This window comes from Microvirga sp. VF16, from assembly GCF_016864375.1.
Lineage (GTDB): Bacteria > Pseudomonadota > Alphaproteobacteria > Rhizobiales > Beijerinckiaceae > Microvirga.
The window spans coordinates 51,466-67,115 of the sequence record NZ_CP069356.1 but is presented as its reverse complement, the minus strand read 5'-3'; the positions used below and the strand labels follow the sequence as shown (position 1 = coordinate 67,115).

At 58.8% G+C, this 15,650-nt stretch carries 14 protein-coding genes, 1 tRNA gene and 1 pseudogene; 6 read left to right on the top strand and 10 right to left on the bottom strand.

The features are described 5' to 3' along the window. Positions 1-6: 6 nt before the first annotated feature. Genes JO965_RS32525 through JO965_RS32510 form a run of 4 tightly spaced genes read right to left on the bottom strand, consistent with a single transcriptional unit; the run spans position 7 to position 4,873 of the window. The gene (locus JO965_RS32525; protein WP_203446181.1) at positions 7-1,068 is read right to left on the bottom strand and encodes an ABC transporter ATP-binding protein; all 1,062 of its coding nucleotides are present in this window, start codon (positions 1,066-1,068) and stop codon (positions 7-9) included. After that, positions 1,065-1,934 (bottom strand): ABC transporter permease, encoded by an 870-nt coding sequence (locus tag JO965_RS32520; protein WP_203446180.1) that lies wholly within the window; start codon positions 1,932-1,934, stop codon positions 1,065-1,067. Before JO965_RS32520 ends, JO965_RS32525 begins: the two co-directional genes overlap by 4 nt. Then, positions 1,934-2,938: an ABC transporter permease gene (locus tag JO965_RS32515; protein WP_203446179.1), complete on the bottom strand. Its 1,005-nt coding sequence runs from the start codon at positions 2,936-2,938 to the stop codon at positions 1,934-1,936. Before JO965_RS32515 ends, JO965_RS32520 begins: the two co-directional genes overlap by 1 nt. A 42-nt stretch (positions 2,939-2,980) precedes the next feature. After that, positions 2,981-4,873, bottom strand: a complete 1,893-nt coding sequence (locus tag JO965_RS32510; RefSeq protein WP_203446178.1) for an ABC transporter substrate-binding protein — start codon at positions 4,871-4,873, stop codon at positions 2,981-2,983. A gap of 158 nt (positions 4,874-5,031) precedes the next feature. Here JO965_RS32510 and JO965_RS32505 point away from each other — a divergent pair, with 158 nt between their 5' ends. The 6 genes and pseudogenes from JO965_RS32505 to JO965_RS32480 all read left to right on the top strand — a co-directional run bounded on the left by JO965_RS32505 (position 5,032) and on the right by JO965_RS32480 (position 9,729). After that, on the top strand, positions 5,032-5,982 hold the full coding sequence (locus JO965_RS32505; RefSeq protein WP_203446177.1) for a transcriptional regulator: 951 nt from the start codon (positions 5,032-5,034) through the stop codon (positions 5,980-5,982). Between the two features lie 204 nt (positions 5,983-6,186). Continuing rightward, a pseudogene (locus JO965_RS32500) lies at positions 6,187-7,002 on the top strand (transposase); the annotation flags it as partial. A gap of 49 nt (positions 7,003-7,051) precedes the next feature. After that, entirely contained in the window at positions 7,052-7,759 is a 708-nt protein-coding gene (locus JO965_RS32495; protein ID WP_203446176.1) for an IS6 family transposase, read from the top strand. Positions 7,760-7,845: 86 nt separating this feature from the next. Continuing rightward, entirely contained in the window at positions 7,846-8,334 is a 489-nt protein-coding gene (locus tag JO965_RS32490; protein WP_203446175.1) for a DUF4142 domain-containing protein, read from the top strand. Between the two features lie 133 nt (positions 8,335-8,467). Then, positions 8,468-9,187 (top strand): IS6 family transposase, encoded by a 720-nt coding sequence (locus JO965_RS32485; protein WP_371826978.1) that lies wholly within the window; start codon positions 8,468-8,470, stop codon positions 9,185-9,187. A 41-nt stretch (positions 9,188-9,228) separates the two neighbouring features. Next, complete coding sequence (locus JO965_RS32480) at positions 9,229-9,729, top strand: hypothetical protein (protein WP_203446173.1); 501 nt, start codon at positions 9,229-9,231, stop codon at positions 9,727-9,729. Positions 9,730-10,018: 289 nt separating this feature from the next. Here the strand turns inward: JO965_RS32480 and JO965_RS32475 are convergent. From JO965_RS32475 to JO965_RS32450, 6 genes are all read right to left on the bottom strand, one after another. Beyond that, positions 10,019-10,094 (bottom strand) — tRNA-Gly (locus tag JO965_RS32475). A gap of 207 nt (positions 10,095-10,301) precedes the next feature. Then, positions 10,302-11,789 (bottom strand): NAD-dependent succinate-semialdehyde dehydrogenase, encoded by a 1,488-nt coding sequence (locus JO965_RS32470; protein WP_203446172.1) that lies wholly within the window; start codon positions 11,787-11,789, stop codon positions 10,302-10,304. A gap of 173 nt (positions 11,790-11,962) precedes the next feature. Continuing rightward, positions 11,963-12,757 (bottom strand): shikimate dehydrogenase, encoded by a 795-nt coding sequence (locus JO965_RS32465; RefSeq protein WP_203446171.1) that lies wholly within the window; start codon positions 12,755-12,757, stop codon positions 11,963-11,965. A 60-nt stretch (positions 12,758-12,817) separates the two neighbouring features. After that, positions 12,818-13,810 carry a TRAP transporter substrate-binding protein gene (locus JO965_RS32460; protein WP_203446170.1) on the bottom strand — a complete coding sequence of 331 codons (993 nt, stop codon included), beginning with the start codon at positions 13,808-13,810 and terminating at the stop codon, positions 12,818-12,820. Positions 13,811-13,861: 51 nt separating this feature from the next. Beyond that, entirely contained in the window at positions 13,862-15,136 is a 1,275-nt protein-coding gene (locus JO965_RS32455) for a TRAP transporter large permease (protein WP_203446169.1), read from the bottom strand. Next, positions 15,133-15,645, bottom strand: coding sequence for a TRAP transporter small permease (locus JO965_RS32450; protein ID WP_203446168.1), 513 nt, complete (start codon positions 15,643-15,645; stop codon positions 15,133-15,135). The genes JO965_RS32455 and JO965_RS32450 overlap by 4 nt, the downstream gene beginning before the upstream one ends. Positions 15,646-15,650: the final 5 nt, after the last annotated feature.

The following is a 15,650-nucleotide window of genomic DNA, read 5'->3' as shown; positions in this document are numbered from 1 at the left end:
ACCTCCTTATGCGACCGGCCGGACCCTGTCGGGATCGGCTTGAGCAACGTGGCAGGCTGTCCGGTGTCCGGGCAGGATTTCCACCATGGGGGGAGCCTCGTGGCGGCAGATGTCGATTGCGAGGGGGCATCTGGGATGGAACCGGCAGCCCGGTGGAGGATCGGCAAGACTTGGAGGCGAGCCTTCAAGCCCCTTTTTCGGCGCCTCGTCCCCGATGCGGGGCAGGCTGGAGATCAGATGCGCGGTGTAGGGATGGAGCGGCCTCTTGAACACATCCCTGGTCCGACCCTCCTCCACAAGCCGGCCAGCATACATGATGCCGAGCCGGTCAGTCAGGTTGGCGTGAACCGCCATGTCGTGGGTCACGAACAGGACCGACGATCCCAACTCCTGCTGGATCTCTCGGATCATGGAGAGAACGCCCTTCTGGACGATCACGTCCAGCGCCGTCGTCGGCTCGTCGGCGATGATGAATTCCGGACTGCAGATGGTCGCGAGGGCAATGGTCACCCTCTGCCGCATGCCGCCGGACAATTCGTGCGGATAGGCCTGGAGGACTGCGGGATCCAAGTGAAGGCGCTTCAGGTGCCGCTCCACGAGGCTCGTGAAGTCGGCGCCTTTGGCGCTCACATGCGGCAACGCGAAATCCGCGAAGGCGTGCTTGATCCGCCGAACCGGATTCAGCACGCTCATGGAGCCCTGCATGATGTAGGACAGGTGGCTCCAGCGGATCGCCGACAATTCGAGCGGCGAAAGCTTGTAGATGTCCCGCTCCCCGTCCTTGAAGGCGAAACGCACCGATCCTTCGACCACCCTGAGCGGCGGACGGATGGCGCCCGCGATGGTTTTAATGAGGGAACTCTTGCCGGAACTCGACTCGCCCGCGAGGCCGTAGATCTCGTTGCGATTGATCTTGAGGCTGACATCGTCGACCGCCCGCACTTCGCGGTCGATCCCGAACAGCTTTACTTTGTAATAGGCTTTCAGACGATCGACCGAGAGCAGCGGAACGGTCTGCGGCGCCTTCACGGCGTCGGAGGAAGGGATGGAGCGAAGTTCTGCGATCATGCCTGCCCCCCAAGACGGCTGAGGCGGCTGCGCGGATCGATGTACTCGTTCATCGAGATGGCGAGCAGGAACAGCCCGATGAATAGCATGATCACTAGCAGGACCGGGAACGTGATCCACCACCAAATGCCCGAGACCAGGGCGGTATGCTGGTTTGCCCAGTAGATCATCCCGCCGATGGTGGGAGTATTGATATCGGTGAAGCCCAGGACCGAAAGCGTCACTTCGATGCCGATCGACCAATTGATGTTATTCATGGTCGTCGAGAACACGATTGGCAGGACGAACGGCAGGTGCTCCTGAAGGACGATCTTGCCGGTGCTCATGCCGGAGAACACCGCTTGGCGGGTGAATTCGCGGGTCCGCAGACTCATGGCGATGGACCGGATCAGCCGCGCGTCGTAGGCCCATCCTAGCAGCGCCGTGATGATCGCGAGCATCCCCCAGGTCATCTGGTCCCGCATGATGAAGTAGAACAGCACCAGGATGGGAAAGAGCGGGACGACGACGAAGGTGTCGTTGATCGACATCAGGATCCGGTCGACCCAGCCGCCCTTGTAGCCTGAGATCAGCCCGACCAGGAGCGATATGACACGGCTAAGAGCCGCGACCACGATGCCGAAGAGGAGGGTGTTCCGAATTGCGAAGGTGAGTTGCCAGAACACGTCCTGCCCGCGCGACGTGGTGCCCAGCGGATATTCCCAGGAAGGCGGCACATCGGGCGGCACGACGTACACGTCCATCGGCGGATAGGGTGAGAAGAAGGAGCAGGCGGCAACAGCCAGCACGATCAAGACGAGCATCAGGCCGACGGCGAACTCGCCGTTGTACCGAAAAAGGTCACGAAAAATTCTGAGAGTGCTCATCAGCCTGCCTCCACGCGCGGGTCGATCAACGGATAGAGCAGATCAATCAGCAGGACAGTGGCGGAGACGGCCACGATCGAAACGGTGGTGATGCCGAGAACCAGGCTGTAGTCGCCGGCATGGACCGCACTGATCAGCAGCGATCCGACGCCCGGGTAACCGAAGACCTGCTCGGTGATGATCGCACCGTTGAAGATGGCACCCAACTGCAAGGCGAGGCCCGTGACCTGGGGGCCGAGGGCATTGCGCATTACGTAGGAGCGCAGGATCTTGCCGCGCCTGACGCCCGCCAGCTCCGCATAGACCACGTAGTCCTCCGTTACGATATTGGACACGAGGGCACGCATCCCCATGAACCACCCGCCGATGCCGACCGCCATGAGCGAAAGCACGGGAAGGATCGAGTGGACCACGACATCGAGTGCAAACGCGAAGGTGTTGGAGCGGTCTGACGCCATCGTGGCGCCGCCGCTGATCGGCAGAACCGGCCAGAGGAACCCGAAGATGATGAGAAGAACGAAGGCGACCACGTAGTATGGGATAGGGTGGATTCCCATGCTCAGGACACCGAACGCCTTGAGGATGCGGTTGTTGCGGTAGTAGCCCGCAAGACCGCCGAGCAGATTTCCGAGGATCCAGGTCAGGAGCGTCGAGACCAGCAGCAATCCGACGGTCCAGGGAAGGGCTCGCAGGATGAGCTGCGAGACCGGAGTTGGAAAGGCAGACAAGGAGGGGCCGAAGTCACCGACCAGGACCCGCTTCCAAAACGCGACGTACTGTTCCCAAGGCGTGCCCTCGAGACCATAGAGCTGGCGCAGCGACTGCCTCATCATCTCGATGGCTTCCGGACTGGTCGCCCCGTAGGTCGTTGCGGCCGAGATCGATTGCTCGACCGGATTGATCGGGGTCATATGCGTCACCAGGTAGGTGATGTTGATCCCGACGAAGACGACTACCGCGAACTGCACGAGCCGCTTGGACAGATAGGCCAAGTAAGCCCTCATGGACCCCTCCTTGTCTGAGGAAAGTAAGGAGTTGTCTGTGCGCTATGGCTGCTTGGGCTTCAGCTTCACCATCATCGAGCGGGAATTGCCCCAGTTCGGAACGGGATTGGCATAGGGATTCTCCGCAGTCGGGTACCCCACCCAATAAGTCTCATCCATGGCCGTGAAGACGTTGTATGCCATCAGTGGGATGATCGGCATCTCGCGAACGATGAGCTTGGCGTAATCGCGGCCGAGCTCAACCGTGCGCTTGTCGTCGAAGGAGATCCGGCGCACCTCCTCGATGATCTTGTCGAGTTCAGGATTGCTCCAACGCTGCCAGTTGCGGGGCGATTGCGTCTTGCCTGGGGCTGCGACGAACTGGGAGTGCCAGCTGTCGAGGAAGAACGACAGGTCGGGATGACCGCCGTAAGTCTCGACACTCCAGGAAATCAACGTCTCGAAGTCGCCGGCGATGCGCCGGTCGAGCATCGTGGTCCCCTGGGCAACCTCTGTCTTCGCATCAATGCCGAACTGGCGCCATTGCTGCACGATCATGGTGCCGGCCCGAGTCAGGATTGGGCGGCTATCGCCCTCGACCATGAGCTTGATGGAGAACGGCTTTCCGTCGGGCATGTACCAGGCATTGCCGCGTTTCGTGTAGCCGGCCTTTTCGAGGAGTTCCGTCGCCGCTTGCGGGTTGGGCTTCCACCAACCGTAACCGAACGCCTTCCTGATCTCCGCCGGATCCGTCGGGATCTGCTCCTTCATCGTGGGACGCAGCATGTCGGCGATCTGGTTGCCGATGGTGGGGTCGTACGGCTTGACCTTGCTCTTGCCGGTGTCGATCTCGTAGGACGCAAGCCACTCCTGAAGCGGGATGTGATAATCGTCCGGATGCGTCCCCGTGGGCGGGATCCCGATCGGCGAGAGCGTCGCGGCCCCGCGATAGGATGCCATCGACACGGCCTTGACATCGATCAGTAGAGCCAGCGCCCACCGCACGTCGCGGTTCTGGAAGGCTGGATTTTGCATGTTGAAGATCACCGACGGCAGAGTCGGGTCGGGATGCGCGAACGGGAAGTTCGGGAACCAGGTCTTGAGGCTAGGTGACTGCTTGGTCAGGGTGAACATGCCCTCGGGGGCAATGTCGTGCACGACGTCCAAGTTGTGGTTGAGCTGCGCGATCACGCGCTTGTCCGGCGGGCCGGGATCGATATACGCCGCGTATTTCGGACCGGGCTCGCCGTAACGCCCAAGGGTCGTGCGCTGCCAGTCGTCGCGCTTCTGCCAGATGTACCACTTCCCGTCAGGATCGAAGCTGTGAATCTTGTAGGCGCCGAGCGAAACCGGAGGGTTGAAGTCGAACCTCTGCGGATCGCCCGCCTTCTCGAAGACATGCTTCGGCATCATCCAGATTGCGTTAAACCGGACCGTGAAGAGCGAATGGAACCGCGAGTTCGGCTTCTTCAGCTTGAACCGGACCGCCCATGGCTCAGGCGATGACACGCTCTCGACGTTCAGTGCCAGCAGAGCACTCCAGCGCATGCCCGGGTTCTTGATCTGAGTCTCGACCGTGTAGATGAGATCATCGGCCGTGAATTCGACGCCATCACTCCAGTAGATTCCAGGGCGCAACTTCACCGTCATCTCAGTGAAGTCTTCATTGTAGAGCGGCTTTTCCGCGGCAAGAGAATTTTGCCAGACGCCGTCGAGACCCCGTTCGGGATCGATGTACCAGAGCGTATCAAGCGCGAGTTGGTGCAGGCCGGTGTACTGACCGCCGGCATTGATGGTCCAGATGTTGAACCAGCCGGGGTTCTTGATAGTGCCCTCTGGGTTTTCGAGAATGATTGTCTCATTCCGCGGCACACCTGGGACATTGGTTTGAGAAAAGGCGGTGGTCGCTGCCAGAGCCAGACCGGTGGCAACGGTAAGCAGGCGTAGAATTCGCATTGGCGCTCCTCCAGGGTTGATTTTATCTTTTTTCTTAGTAGGCCCTCAGTTCTCAGTAATGGTCAACAGTATTATTGATACATATCGAAACTTTCGATACATATGGGTAGCGTGCAGACTGACTCCTTCCGCCCGAAACCTTCTGACTGAGCCTCTAAATGACTGCATTTAAAAGAAAATTTCTGACCCTTGTCGCAGAGGAGAGCTCTGAGGCGTTGCGCGGGATCGCCTCACCCGGTCGAATTCGGATCCTCAAGCTCCTGCGAGCGGGAGGGCCGCTGAATGTGAATGAAATCAGCGACGCGCTGGATTTGCCTCAATCCACGATCGCAACCCATATCCAGGTACTGGAGCGCGCGGGGCTTATCGAGACCGAGATCGTCAAGGCCTCGAAGGGCCAGCAGAAAGTCTGCAGGATCCGCTATGACGAGATCATCATTCGGTTCGACGATGATGACCCGCTCAAGAGCAAGGACCATATTGAAGTGTCCATGCCCATCGGCCTCTACACGAGTTGCGATGTAAGCGCCCCCTGTGGGCTCTGCTCGACAGAGAACGTTCTGGGTGTTCTCGACGTACCGGATTTCTTCCTTGATCCTAACCGCATGAGCGCATCGCTCATCTGGTTCAGGCACGGCTTCGTTGAATATAAGTTTCCTAATAACGGCAAGGTTCTCGGAGCCAAGATCGACAGGCTCGAATTCGTGATGGAACTCTCATCCGAGGTGCCGGGCACGAGCCTCGACTGGCCGTCCGAGATCAGCCTCTGGGTCAATAATGTGAAAATCGGAAGCTGGATCTCGCCAAGTGACTTCGGTGACAAGCGCGGTCTTTACACACCGCAATGGTGGAAGCTTGAAGGCTCGCAATATGGTAAGCTCGTCACTTGGCAGATCTCACGGAGTGGAACATCAGTCAATGATGTCCAGATATCGGATGTAACACTCGACAAGCTTGAGCTCGATAAGCATCACGGGATTCGGGTGAGGATCGGCATTGACGAGACGGCCCGCCATCCTGGTGGAATAAATATCTTTGGTCGAGGTTTTGGAAACTACGATCAAGACATCGTCATGCGTATCCATCTCAAAGAACAGCCAAACGCTTAGTTGTAAGTAGCGGGGCCGATAGACTCGGAATGTCCGCATGGGGTCAATCCTTCACCTTCCGGTCGCCCAACGAACGTCGGCTCATGACCGCCAAATCGGACCAAGCGGTAACGTCTCAGGAGTGCCGATTTCGTTGAAAAAGTCCTCGTGAACGGCGGCGGATCGTGATTCCCTGTTAGGGCATTCTCAGCAGGGGATCGGGCCATGATGGGCGAGCGTCTCGTGATGCAGGAGAGCTTGTTCTACGAGTTCCGGCTTGAGGATCATGTCCCGTCCGATCACCTGCTGCGGCGCATCGACCGCTTCGTCGACTGCTCCGGGCTGCGCCAGCGTCTGGCGAGCTTCTACAGCACCACCGGCCGGCCCTCGGTTGATCCCGAGCTGATGATCCGCATGCGGCTGATCGGCTACTGCCTGGGCATCCGCTCCGAGCGACGCCTGTGCGAGGAGGTGCACCTCAACCTCGCCTATCGCTGGTTCTGCCGTCTTGGGCTCGAAGGCAAGGTGCCGGATCACTCCACCTTCTCCAAGAACCGGCACGGGCGCTTTCGCGAATGTGACCTGTTCCGTCACCTGTTCGAGACGGTGGTGCAGCGCTGCCTCGACGAGGGGCTGGTCGGCGGTGAAGGCTTTGCGGTCGATGCCAGCCTGATCCAGGCTGATGCCAACAAGCAGCGCTCCCTGGCCGGCTCCGACTGGAGAGCCCAGGATCACCCGCAGGATGCTCCGCGGGCGGTGCGCGAGTATCTCGCCACCCTGGACGAGGCCGCCTGGGGTGCGGCCACTGATGTCGAGCCGAAGTTCGTCTCGCCCTCGGATCCGGCAGCCCAGTGGACCGGAGCAATGCGCGGGCCAGCGTTCTTTGCCTATGCCGACAACTACCTCATCGATCTCAAGGCAGCCGTGATCGTCGACGTGGAAGCGTCCCGGGCGGTGCGCCAGGCCGAGGTGGGGGCTGCCTGCACTATGCTGGAGCGCACCGCTGATCGCTTCAGTCTCAAGCCTGAGCGACTGGCGGCGGCACCGTCAACTTAACCAAAGAGTGACTGGATCGAGGCATAGGTGAAGGATGAAACCGTCTCGCCATCCTCGCTATGCCCGCCACCGCTTCCCGGCTGAGGTCATCAGCTACGCCGTCTGGCTGTACTTTCGTTTTCCACTCAGCCTTCGGATGGTCGAGGAGATGCTCGCCGCGCGTGGCATCCTGGTCAGTCATGAGACGGTGCGGCAGTGGGCGACGAAGTTCGGCCAGAGTTTCGCCAACCAGATCCGCCGCCGTCTCCCGGCACCCGGAGACAAATGGCATTTAGACGAGGTCGTGATCAGCATTGCAGGTAAGAAGCATTGGCTCTGGCGGGCTGTGGACCAGCATGGGGTCGTGCTCGATATTCTGGTTCAGAGCCGTCGCAATGCCAAAGCGGCCAAGCGCCTGCTACGCAAGCTGCTCAAGAAGCAAGGCATGGCGCCTCGCGTGATGGTCACCGACAAACTCGCCAGTTACAGCGCGGCCAAGCGAGAGATCATGCCCAGCGTGGAACATCGGCAGCACCGCGGATTGAATAACCGCGCGGAGAACAGTCATCAACCGACCCGACGACGCGAGCGCATCATGAAGCGCTTCAAGTCAGCCGGTCAGGCGCAACGCTTCCTCTCTGTTCACGACCAAGTTGCAAACCTCTTCCGCCGTCCTGCTAACACCACTGCCGCTGATCACCGCATGTCCCGAGCTCAGGCCTTCCGAGTCTGGAGCGAGGTGACCAGCGCCGCGAGTGCCTGATCTGATGCTCCTGAAGGGGTGGACCTGTCGCAAGTCGTTAAGTTGACGATGCCGCCTCCGGGGCGGGCCGCACGGGCGGGCAGCAGATGAGTCAGGCTGACATGCAGCACATGCAGCAGACGATGCAACTGGGCATGGTCGCTCTTGAAACCAGCCGGATCGCGCAGCAGAAGGCGCAGGATGCCGATCTGAAGAGATTTGCTACCTTCGAGGTGCAGGAGCAGACCACTCTTGCCGAGGTTCTTCACTCCATGATGGAGCCTGCCGCGACCTCGGCAACGGGATCGGCTGCTCAACCAAGTGCTGGATCAGGAACCACCGCTCCAGCCATGCAGATGGATGCTCAAAGCAGGGAGATGATCCAGAAGCTTCAGAACACGCAATCCGGTGAGGCCTTCGATCGCCAGTATCTGCAGGGACAGGTAGAAGGGCACAAAGGTCTGTTGCAGGTGCAGACGCAATATCTGCAAAGCAATCCTCAGAACCGCGAACATGTGAACGTCGCGAAGTTGGCACGTGGCATGATCACCGAACACATTGCCTTGTTGGAGGATATTCAACGCAAGATGAAGTGAGCCTTTTGATGCGTGCAGCAAGGTAGCTTGGCTTGCCGCGTGCAGTTGGACGCTACCCAAGTTGTTCGGTTCTGTTGCAGCTTTGAAGATCTCCTTGCCAGGGCTATGACGGGCGGGCAGTGCGAGGGGGCTGGTGGTGGAGCAGAATAACAAGAACCTGTTCAAGGGACGGCAGTTCACGGCAGAGATCATCTTGTGGGCCGTCCGCTGGTACCTGCGGTTCCCGATCAGCTACCGTGATCTTGCATGCATGTTCTCCGACCGGGGTGTGCAAGTGGACCATACAACTCTCTTTCGCTGGATTCAGGCTTACGCTCCCGAACTGGACAAGCGCGTGCGTTCGCATCTGCGCATGACGAACGGTTCCTGGAGGGTGGATGAAACATATATCCGGGTGAAGGGAAAATGGGTGTATCTCTACCGCGCCGTTGATGCTGGCGGCCAAACCATCGACTTTCTGCTCTCGCCCAAGCGGGATGCTGCGGCGGCAAGACGCTTCTTCCGGAAAGCGCTGAGGCAGCCGCATACGGTCAATCCGCGAACCATCACGGTCGACAAGAATGCAGCCTATCCAATTGCGACGAAAGCTATGAAGCGGGAGGGGACGCTCTGGCGGTTCGCCAAACTCCGGCAGGTGAAATTTCTGAATAACATCGTCGAGCAGGATCACCGTCGGATCAAGCGACTGGTTAGGCCCGGCCTTGGCTTCCAGAGCTTCATGACGGCCTCACGAACGATTGCGGGCTATGAGGTCATGGCGATGATCCGCAAGGGACAGGTTGTGAATGCACCAGCAAACGACATGAGGGCTCAGAGTGACTTCATTGCTACACTGTTCAGCGTTGCTGCCTGACCTGAGGCCCAGTCCGGCTCGCGTATGACCTATGCCAGGGTTTGCAACGGAACCAGGATGCTGGCCTAAAGCTGACAGCGCACGCGGGAGAGTTTCGAGGCGCGGAGAGCATAGAGGAGAGCGTCAGAAGATTGCACCTAAATCGGGTTGGCCATGGTGTCCGCTCCGTTGAGAACCCACGCGTCATTGAAATGATACAAAGTTCAGGTATCGGTCTTGAAGTCTGCATATCAAGCAATGTCGCACTGGGTCTCTATCCGTCTGCCCAAGAGCACCCATTTGAGCAGTTGCGGAAGGCAGGCTGCCTGGTCACCCTCGCTACGGATGATCCTGCATACTTCGCAACGTCTCCTAAGAATGAGTATCTGATTGCAGGAAACGCCTTTCGTTTGAGCGAGGGCGACTGCAAACAGATTACACTAAATGCGATTGATGCGGCGTTCTGTGATGATGAAACGAAAGCACGCCTACGCCAATCCCTTGAGGGGAATGCTACCGGCTTTGATGAGAAGGTAACGGTCGCGTGTGATCGAACGGAATGAGCTACGGCAGACAAAGATGAAGGCGCTCAGCGCCCCTTCGCAACAATCGTCCTCCTATATGCAAGAACCCTCATGTTCCCTAGCCCGGCAAGCATCAAACTTGGAACCGAGCGGGTTTGAGCACCTTATCTTTCCTTGATCGAGTTAGCACCGGACGAGGACAGATGGTCGCATCGATTCGGGATCCGCTGCGAAGGATTGTTGTATCAGCGTTGTATCACTTCAATCCTTCAAGGATTGCGCCTTGGGACGCAATTCTTGTAAGTCGCTGCAAAATTTAAAGAATATTTGGAGCGGGCGATGGGAATCGAACCCACGACATTCAGCTTGGGAAGCTGAATCCCTGGTTCCCACCCCTCGCCCGCAATCCTTCAATTCTCCCATGATAATCCTTTGGTACCTCTCCAGCCGCGATGATTTCCGAGTCCAAATCCTACGCTCCGGGCTAAGGCAGAAAGTGCGGCGAGAGATCGAGACACGCGGAGCATACTCGGGCCTGGAGAACTCCCCGGTTGAGAATACCTGCTCTGTTAGTGCAAGAACGACCTGACCAGGTCGTTCTTGCTTGGCGCTCACAGTCCGGCGAGATTGATGTATTTGATCTCAAGGAAGCCCTCGATGCCGTATTTCGAGCCCTCGCGGCCGAGCCCCGACTGCTTGACGCCGCCAAACGGCGCCATCTCGTTGGCCAAAGCCGGCGTGTTCACCCCGACCATGCCGCTCTCCAGCGCCTCCGCGACGCGCCAGACGCGGGCCATGTCCTTGGCGTAGAAATATGACGCCAGCCCGAACTCCGAGTCGTTCGCCATCGCGATCACCTCGGCCTCGTCGGTGAACGAGATGATCGGCGCCAGCGGCGCGAACGTTTCCTCCTTGGTCACCGTCATCGCCTGCGTCACCCCGGTCATCACCGTCGGCTCGAAAAACGTGCTGCCGAGGTCCGAGCGCTTGCCGCCCACCACCAGCGTGCCGCCCTTGGCCAGCACGTCGGCGACATGCTCCTCCATCTTGGCCACGGCGCGCTCGTCGATCAGCGGCCCCATGGCCACGCCGGCCTCGGTGCCGCGGCCGAGCTTGAGCGCCTTGGCCTTGGCGGCGAGCTTGTCGGCGAAGGCCTCGGCCACGCCCGCCTGGACATAGATCCGGTTGGCGCAGACGCAGGTCTGGCCGGCATTGCGGAACTTCGACGCCATCGCGCCCTCGACCGCCGCGTCGAGATCGGCATCGTCGAACACGATGAACGGCGCGTTGCCGCCGAGCTCGAGCGACAGCCGCTTGATGCCGTCGGCCGCCTCCCGCATCAGCCAGCGCCCGACCCCGGTCGAGCCGGTGAACGTGATCTTGGCCACCTTCGGGTTGTGGCAGAACTCCTCGCCGATCGGCCTGGCCTCGCCGGTGATCACCGAGAATGCGCCCTTCGGCACCCCGGCCCGCTCGGCCAGCACGGCGAGCGCCAGGGCCGAGAGCGGCGTCTGCGCGGCCGGCTTCAACACCATGGTGCAGCCGGCAGCCAAAGCCGGGCCGACCTTGCGGGTGATCATGCCATTGGGGAAGTTCCACGGCGTGATCGCCGCGCACACCCCGACCGGCTGCTTCAGCACCACGATGCGCTGGGACGGCGTGGCGCCGGGAATGACATCGCCGTCGATGCGCTTGGCCTCTTCCGCGAACCACTCGATGTAAGCCGCGTTCGAGATCACCTCGGCCTTGGCCTCCGCGAGCGGCTTGCCCTGCTCGGTGGTGAGGATCAGGGCGAGATCGTCGGCATTGGCAATGATCAGGTCGTACCATTTCCTCAGGATGGTGCTGCGCTCCTTGGCGGTGCGCTTCGCCCACTCCTTCTGCACCGTGTGCGCGGTGTCGATGGCGCGTCTTGCAGCATCGGGGCCGAGATCGGGCACGCTCAGGATCAGCGCGCCGTCATACGGATCGGTGACCGGGATGGTCTTGCCGTCCGGCGCATCGATCCACGCGCCTGCCACATTGGCCTGCCCCACCAGAAGCGACGGATCCTTCAGCTCCAGGACACGGCGGTCAACAGGCTTGGCATGAACGGTCATGGGGAGGCTCCTTGAGACTTGAGATTCCGGATGTGATCCACGGACCACAGGCGTATCTGTGAAAAGATTAGACTGCGCCTGAGACCGGCGCCATGGTGAACAATAGGGGAAGCCTTCGACCTCTGCCGTCAAGGCCAGCGCCTGGGAGAGGCGTTCCAAAAAATGCTTGATGGTCACGAAACCGGATCCATGGCTTGCATCATGAGCGGAAGCTGTTCTTCGACCATGCGAAAGCCATACTGAATCCGGCAACCGCGAACCGCCGCAGCTCTGAGAAATGCCGTATCCCGAGGATTGATGATCACATCCGCAACTGTCATCGCAGCGTTCAGGCCATTGACATTCATAGGATAGGGATCATTGGCCTTCAGCCCAAGGCTGGTGGCATTGACGACGATATCATGTCCGCTTGGATTGCTGTCGCCTATGCGGACATCGCACTGAGGGAAAGCGCCTCTGAGGCGCTGCATCAGTTCATCCGCCCGCGAATGAGTTCGGTTGAAGATTGTGACTGCACTTGCTCCCTGACGGGCAAGGGCAAAGCCGATTCCCGCCGCAACACCTCCCGCGCCCGCCATGTAGATGCGGGCTCCTGAAAGACTTACCCCACTTTCCCGGAGAGCGGTGGCAAAACCCTCTCCATCGAGCTGATCCCCTATAAGATTGCCATCAACGTCTCGACGAACGACATTGACCGCACCGGAAAGCCCGGCAGCTTCAGTCAAACGATCCAGAAGGGGAACAATCGTCTGCTTGTGTGGGATCGTGACGAGAAATCCGCGAAGGTTCTGCAGACAGCGAAGACCGTCGACTACCTTTTCGAGATCGGAAGGCGTGACATGGATCGGGATCAGTACGCCATCACGTCCTCTTTCGGCCATGTAGGCGTTGATTAAGGCGGGCGATCCAACATGTTCAATCGGGTGTCCGATCAGTCCGAAGAGCGCTGTCTTTCCGGTAATGGCCATGTGAGAGGTTTCCGTGAGCGTCTGAGGGCCTTTGCCCTCAGACGCTCATGTGATGACGACTTACTGGACAGCCCGGACCTTCTGGAGAAGAGCCTCGGCCTCCGGGCCAAGCTTCTTCGCGAATTCCGTATTAAACTCCGTAAGTGTCTTGGCAAAGGTATCGAGGTTCTTCGTCTCGACGATTTTCACTCCCGCACTCTTGATTTCATCCAGCGCTTTGTTGTTGAACTCCTCGACGAGGCCACCTTGGTATTCCATAGCCTCCTGAGCCGCCTCGAGGATCGCTTTCTGCTGATCCGGGGAAAGACTGTTGAACTTCTTTCCGTTCATCGCGATGAAGCGATAGTGCCATATATGCTTTGTCAGGCTGACACTCTTCGTCGGCTCATACCATTTCGTGGTTGCGAGCGTGGCAGGCTCACCTTCCGCGGCATCGGCGACGCCTGTTTCAAGGCTGGAATACACCTCAGGCAGCGGAACCGGTGTCGGAACGGCACCCAACGCGCGGGCGAAGCCGACATACAGAGGGGACTCCGGCACACGCAGGCGCAGCCCACGCATATCCTGCACGTTATGGACTTCCTTACGGCTCGCGAGTGAGCGCGGCCCAAGGAACAGATAGCCGATATTCCTGATGCCTTTGGCCTCGAACATCTTATCGACGTCAGGAGCAATCGCCGTTGCGACCCTCTGCATATGCTTCAGATCACGGTAGAGGTAAGGAAGTTCGAGCACCTGCGCCTGCGGGACAAAGCGCCCGATACCGGACAATCCGCTCGGGGCAATGTCGATCGTTCCGGCCATTACGCTTTCGGCAATTTCACGTTCGTTGCCGAGAGTAGCATCAACATATACTTCGATCTTCACCGAGCCGTTGGTTTTCTTCTCGACTAGCTCGGCAAACCGCTTGTCGGCCAAGCTGTTGCTATGGTTTTGAGCATAAATGTCACCCAGCTTCAGCACCGTTTGTGCAGAACTGGCCGATGCAAACGCCACCACAGCAGCAGTGCTGATAGCCGCGATTGTGGCGATACGCTTTAGAATACCAGGCATAACGACCTCCCAAATTAACCTGCGTTCACAGCAGGGTTTTAACGATCTTTGTTAGAACAGGGACGGCAAGAAAGTAACGAGCACCGGCACGTAGGCGATGAGCAGGTTTACGAACAGCAATGGGATCAGGAAAACCCAGACCAGCTTCATGATAGCCGATAGAGGAATCTTCGCGAGTGTGCACCCAATGAACAGAAGAGTCGCAACGGGTGGCACGACAGCGCCCAGCATGATGGCAAGGACCATCACAACGCCGAAGTGCACGGGGTCGTAGTGCAAGGCCACGCCAATCTTTGCGAGGGTGGGTACGAAGAGTACTGCTGTCGAGATCTCGTCCATGAGGCTGCCGATGATGGCAAGCGCAACAATGAGGATCGCAACGAGAAGCCAAGGCTGATCCGTAATACCGAAAAGCACATTCATGACTACGGTTTCGAACCGACCGAGCGCCAGGATCGTTCCAAACACGGAAGCGAAACCCACTACCATCATGATGTTCGCGGAAGACAACGCCGCGGACATGGTCAACTCGCGAAGTTGCCTTAATGTCAGCGTCCGATAAACGAAGAAGCCGACAAACAGGCTATAGACGACCGCCACGATGCCTGCCTCGGTCGGGGTCATGATGCCGCCGAGAATGCCGCCGACGATCACGATGGGCATGACCAGTGCCCACGCCGCACTGACGGTGGTCCGGACGATCTTCTGAAAGGAAAATGTGGTCGTTGGAACTGCGAAGGAGCTTCTCCTGACCAGGATAGCCACCAGCAGCATGAGTGAGGCTCCGATCAGGAGCCCGGGGATCACACCGCCGATGAACAGCTTTCCGATGGATACACCCGCCATCGAGCCATAAATGATCATGAAAATGCTCGGCGGAATAATCGGACCCATCATGGCCGAGAAAGCCGTGATGAGGGCAGCAAATGCCGGCTTGTAGCCCTGCTTGATCATCGATGGAATGAGGATCGACCCGGTTGCGGCGCAATCCGCCGAGGCGGATCCTGAAACACCTGACATCAGGGCATTGGCCATGACGGTCACATGCGCGAGACCACCGCGAATGTGACCCACGAGTGCCATGGCCAAGTTGACGATCCGTTGTGTCAATCCGCTGTGCGCCATGATCTCGCCAGCGAGAATGAAGAACGGAATGGCCATCAAAGGAAATGAGTCCATACCACCGAATGTCTTCGTCACCAAAAGTCGGGCAGACAGTGCCGGATCCAGGAGAACGACGATCAAAGCCGCGATCCCGGTCGAGAAAGCAACGGGAACTCCGATGAGAAGCAGAATGACGAATGCAATGAACAGCGTCAGTATCATGGCTTAACCACCGAGGACCCGAGTACAACGATAAGCTTCAGGCTCTGATAAGCTGTGATCAGGAAGATCAGCGCGCATCCGAAAGGAATGGAAAAATAGACGTAAGCGAGCGGCACTTCCAATGCGCTCGACTGCTGCTCCATGTTCACCTCTGTCATCAGCCAGCCCTGATAGGTATAGATGCCGGCAATGAGCATGATGAGAAGATTGACGACGATACGAAGGACCTGCTGCAGGCCTTTCGGGAGAGCGCCGACAAACATGTCCACGGTGAACATGGCTCCCTGCCAGACCAGAATGGGAGCACAGAGCCAGAAGAGCCAGATGAAGCCGTAGCGGATCACCTCTTCGGACCAGAAGAGCGCATAGTACCCGCCGGCGAAAAACCGCAGGCACACAGCGATGAAACCGATGGCAATCAGTCCCAGCATGAGTGGGACGACAATCCACTCCAGGACTTTCTCAAGCGGCGAGTGGCCTGCGCGCTCAATATGATCAAGCTCGTCCATGTATG